Source organism: Streptomyces sp. NPDC006510 (genome assembly GCF_040611955.1).
Taxonomy (GTDB): domain Bacteria; phylum Actinomycetota; class Actinomycetes; order Streptomycetales; family Streptomycetaceae; genus Streptomyces.
Genome location: NZ_JBEXPH010000363.1, coordinates 1 through 4,207 on the forward strand (window position 1 = coordinate 1; position 4,207 = coordinate 4,207).

Annotated in this window: 5 protein-coding genes and 1 tRNA gene; 5 read left to right on the forward strand and 1 reads right to left on the reverse strand. The window is 71.3% G+C overall.

Annotated features, from left to right (window positions below):
- Positions 1-513: 513 nt before the first annotated feature.
- The 3 genes from ABZY11_RS43240 to ABZY11_RS43250 all read left to right on the forward strand — a co-directional run bounded on the left by ABZY11_RS43240 (position 514) and on the right by ABZY11_RS43250 (position 1,911).
- A complete protein-coding gene (locus tag ABZY11_RS43240) occupies positions 514-1,032 on the forward strand; it encodes an RNA polymerase sigma factor (RefSeq protein WP_356484433.1) in 519 nt (172 codons plus the stop codon).
- Between the two features lie 61 nt (positions 1,033-1,093).
- Complete coding sequence (locus ABZY11_RS43245; RefSeq protein WP_356484434.1) at positions 1,094-1,429, forward strand: hypothetical protein; 336 nt, start codon at positions 1,094-1,096, stop codon at positions 1,427-1,429.
- Between the two features lie 62 nt (positions 1,430-1,491).
- Entirely contained in the window at positions 1,492-1,911 is a 420-nt protein-coding gene (locus tag ABZY11_RS43250) for a TIGR03618 family F420-dependent PPOX class oxidoreductase (RefSeq protein WP_356484430.1), read from the forward strand.
- A 330-nt stretch (positions 1,912-2,241) separates the two neighbouring features.
- On the opposite strand, the gene ABZY11_RS43255 is transcribed toward ABZY11_RS43250, so the two are convergent.
- A tRNA-Pro gene (locus ABZY11_RS43255) sits at positions 2,242-2,315 on the reverse strand.
- A gap of 126 nt (positions 2,316-2,441) precedes the next feature.
- Between ABZY11_RS43255 and ABZY11_RS43260 the strand changes: the two genes are divergently transcribed.
- Together ABZY11_RS43260 and ABZY11_RS43265 are read left to right on the forward strand one after the other, a co-directional pair.
- Positions 2,442-3,143: a transketolase gene (locus tag ABZY11_RS43260; RefSeq protein WP_356484431.1), complete on the forward strand. Its 702-nt coding sequence runs from the start codon at positions 2,442-2,444 to the stop codon at positions 3,141-3,143.
- Positions 3,144-3,200: 57 nt separating this feature from the next.
- Complete coding sequence (locus ABZY11_RS43265) at positions 3,201-4,103, forward strand: transketolase (protein WP_356484432.1); 903 nt, start codon at positions 3,201-3,203, stop codon at positions 4,101-4,103.
- The last annotated feature ends 104 nt before the right edge of the window (positions 4,104-4,207 follow it).

Sequence of the window (4,207 nt, forward strand, 5' to 3'; positions counted from 1 at the left end):
GCCGGGGCACGTTCACCACCCGCCCCACCGGCTACGCCCCGGCACCGAACCCGGTCGCCCCCGGGACACCGGCCCGGAAGCGACCGTGCCGGCCCAGGCCGTTCGCGGGCGGGGCCGGCGCGGCGCGGCCGGGCCCGGCGCCCGGTCCCACGGCATCGCGCCGGAATCCCCCAGCGGGACCGCGGAAATACTTCGGCCGGAGGCGAATCCTCTCCGGACCTCCCCGTCTCTTATCTGTGTACCGGCCGAACGCGCCGGCAGAACAGGGAGGAAACACCAATGATGGTCACCGGCCTCGTAGTAGTCGGAGTCCTGCTCGTGGGGGCGTGCAGCTGGCACCTGATGCGGCGCTACACGAGCCGAAGCTGACCAGCCCCCGCACGCGCGGCGCACTCCGGGAATGAGTAGCAGATGAACCAACACTTCCGCTGGCCGGACGAACGGCTGATCAAGGCCGCTCAGGACGGCGACGTCACTTCGCTCACCACCGTCGTCATGGAATCGCAGCCTCATGTGCGCAAGTTCGCCATATCGCTGTGCGCCTCGCCGCAGGACGCGGAGGACGCGGCACAGGAGGCGCTGATCATCCTCTACCGGAAGATCGGCACCTTGCGGGCCACCGGCGCGCTTGCCTCATGGATGTTCCGGATCGTGCGCAACGAATGCCTCCGGCAGGTACGGCTGCTCGTCTCGCGGAGCGACGGGGCGTCGGCCGAACCCGAGGCGTCCGCGGAACCGTCCGCCGAGGACGCGGTACTGCACAGACTGGAGGTGGAGAGGGTCGCGGCCGCGGTCAGCGCCCTTCCCCGTGACCAGCGGCAGGTCCTGATCATGCGGGACGTTCAGGGCCTGCCCGGCAGGACCGTCGCGCATGCGCTCGGCCTGAGCAGCGCCGCGATGAAGTCGCGGCTGCACCGAGCACGCGCAGCACTGCGTCACTCACTGGCAGCGACCGACCAGGCACCCGATGAGCGCCTGATCAAGTCATCGACCAACCAGTCGGAGGAGACTCACGACCGTGAATACCGCTAATGCCGTGAAAGCCGCGCAGGGCGCGAAGGCCCGGGCCACCGCGCGGTCCGCGCCGCCCGAGATGCGCTTCGCCGGCAAGTCCGTCGCGCGCCACCTGGGGCGCGGTGCCATCGGCTTCGGGCTGATCATCGGCTCGATCGCCCTGGTACCAGTAGCCGGCCCGGCCACGATGCTGGCGGCCCCGTTGGCCCTGATCGCCTTCCGCGGCTGCCCCACCTGCTGGATGGTCGGCCTGGCGCAGACCATCGCCCGCGGCCGTCTGGAGCGCCAGTGCGTGGACGGTGTCTGCACGCTCGCCAAGGCGCATCCGGCAGCGAGGGTTGCGGAGGAGCCGGCAGCCGACGCCGAGGGAGCCCCGGTGGACCGGCCGGTACCCCTGTCGGGTCCCCTCCCGTAACGTCGAGTCCAGGCCCACCCGAAACCCGGACAGCCGAACCCTTCGTACGAGGAGACCGACCGTTGAGTACCGACGCCCCGCCCGCTGACGGGGATGACACGTTCTGGCGCGAGCGCCGGACGTGCTTCCTGACCACCTTCCGGCCCGACGGCACCCCTCACCTCGTCCCCGTCGGCGTCACGTACGACCCCGAGACCCGGATCGCCCGTGTCATCAGCGACGGTGCCAGCAGGAAGGTCCGCAACATCCGTGCCGCCCACGACGCCGGCGCCGAGGCCCGCGTCGCCGTCGGCCAGGCCGAAGGCCGACGCTGGTGCACCCTCGAAGGCACGGCCGTCGTCAAGGACGACCCCGCCTCCGTCGCCGACGCCGAACGCCGTTACACCGAGCGGTACAAGACTCCACGGGTCAATCCGAACCGCGTCGTCATCGAGATCACCATCACCCGTGCCATGGGAACCGCCAAGCCCTCCGGCTGGTAGCGCCCGCGCTCGTCGCTGCCACCGCGTACGGGGCTTCCTCCGGCGCCCGTCCCAGCCGACGGATTCCCCTTGGTGCGCGGACGGCAGTGGAACCGCAGGTCGCCAGGTCACGGCGAGGGCCAGGGGGACCGCGACGCCACTACGAACCAACGGCCCGAATCGGGATGTTGCCGAGTCGAGTGGCGTCCGCGGATCACCGCGACCGGCGCCGCACTCACCGCCCACCTCGGCGTGCTCCGCGCGCCCGACCCCTCGACCGGTCCCCGGAAACGATCGAGGGGCCGTTTCGGATTTCTCCGAAACGGCCCCTCGATATCCGACTTCCACAAGTCGGGACGACAGGATTTGAACCTGCGACCCCTTGACCCCCAGTCAAGTGCGCTACCAAGCTGCGCCACGTCCCGATGCCCGTCTGACCTGGGGTTTCCCCCTGGCCGAACGCGCATGAGAACAATACCGCACTCGGGCGGGTGGTCACGAACACCTTTGCCGCTTGACCTCAACCGAGCTTGATGTTCAACGCTTGTCCCATGACGAACACCACAGCCGCACCGGCGCGCGAATACCGCGACATGAACCGCCTGATGAGCCTGATGACCGGGGACGAGAAGCACGGCCCCGCGGCGACCTCCACCCTGGACGCCCTGTGGGTGCTGTACGACCGGGTGCTGCGGGTGACGCCAGACACCGTCGACGCGCCCGGCCGCGACCGGTTCCTGCTGTCCAAGGGGCACGGGCCGATGGCGTACTACGCGGTCCTGGCCGCGCACGGGTTCTTCGGCGAGGAGCTGCTGCCGGGGTTCGGGGCGTACGACTCACCGCTCGGGCACCATCCGGACCGGATGCTGGTGCCGGGGGTGGAGATCGGCAGCGGGTCCCTGGGGCACGGGCTGCCGCTGGCCGTGGGGAGCGTGCTCGGTCTGCGGGCTCAGGGGCTCACCGATCCGCACGTGTGGGTGCTGATCGGCGATGCCGAGCTGGACGAGGGCAGCAATCACGAGGCGCTGGCCTATGCCGGCCCGGCCGGGCTGGACCAGCTGCACACCGTGGTGATCGACAACGCGTCGGCTTCGTACGCCCGGCCCGGCGGGATCGCGGCCCGGTTCGAGGCGGCGGGCTGGTCGGTCGGCTCCGTCGACGGACGGGACCACGAGGCGCTGTACGCGGCCTTCACCGCGCCGCACCCAGGACAGCCACGGGCAGTGGTCGCGCGCGTCGACCCGAAGTACTGACCGCACCGGCGAAGACCGAGAACACCGAGCCTGCGCAACACGAGAGGGACACTTCGCATGGACACGATGCGTGATCGCTTCATCTCCACCACGTCACAGCTGCTGGACGAGGACCCGCGCCTCGCCCTGGTCCTGGCCGAGATCAGCCGGGACGGCTTCGGCCGGGCCCAGCGGGCCCACCCGGACCGGGTCGTCAATGTGGGAATCAGGGAACAGCTGCTGGTCGGAGCGGGCGCCGGGATGGCGCTCACCGGGCTGCGGCCGATCGTGCACACCTTCGCCAGTTTCCTCGTGGAGCGGCCGTTCGAGCAGGTCAAGCTGGACTTCGGTCACCAGGGAGTGGGCGGGGTGCTGGTGAGCGCCGGGGCTTCGTACGACTGGCCGGCCGGCGGGTTCACCCATATGTCGCCGGGCGATGTCGCGCTCCTGGACACCCTGGACGACTGGACGGTTCATGTGCCGGGCCACCCGGACGAGGCCGAGGTGCTGCTGCGGCAGGCCGCCGCCGGGGACGGCCGGGTGTACGTGCGCCTCTCGGTGCAGTCCAACGAGCGGGCGCGGCCGGTCGGCGAGGGGGCCGGGTTCGCCGCGGTGCGGGAGGGGACGGGCGGGGTGGTGATCGCGGTCGGGCCGATGCTCGACAACGTGCTCGCCGCGACCGACGGGCTCGATGTGACGGTGCTGTACGCGACGACGGTGCGCCCGTTCGACGGGGCCGGGCTGCGGCGGGCGGTCGGTGCTCACACGGTGGCCGATGTGGTGATCGTCGAGCCGTATCTGGCGGGCACGTCCACGGCCGCCGCCAATGACGCGCTCGCCGAGCTGCCGCACCGCGTGCTGGGTCTCGGAGTGGGGCGGGCCGAGCTGCGCAAGTACGGGGAGATGGACGAGCACCTCGCGGCACACGGCCTGGACGCACGGGGGCTGCGGGAGCGCATCGACGGCTTCTTCCGCCGCTGAGCTGGGCGGGGGGCCTCGGGCCGGGGCGTCGCGGGTGGCGGGCGAAGCGGTGGTGCGGGCGAGCACGGCGACGCCGCCGGTGACGTGACCGGCGGGGGCGCGGT

What these genes read in the sequence shown, in the direction of transcription:
- ABZY11_RS43260 (WP_356484431.1), top strand. Translation starts at nt 2,442, where the DNA reads ATGACGAACACCACAGCCGCACCGGCGCGCGAATACCGCGACATGAAC.
- ABZY11_RS43265 (WP_356484432.1), top strand. Translation starts at nt 3,201, where the DNA reads ATGGACACGATGCGTGATCGCTTCATCTCCACCACGTCACAGCTGCTG.
- ABZY11_RS43245 (WP_356484434.1), top strand. Translation starts at nt 1,094, where the DNA reads ATGCGCTTCGCCGGCAAGTCCGTCGCGCGCCACCTGGGGCGCGGTGCC.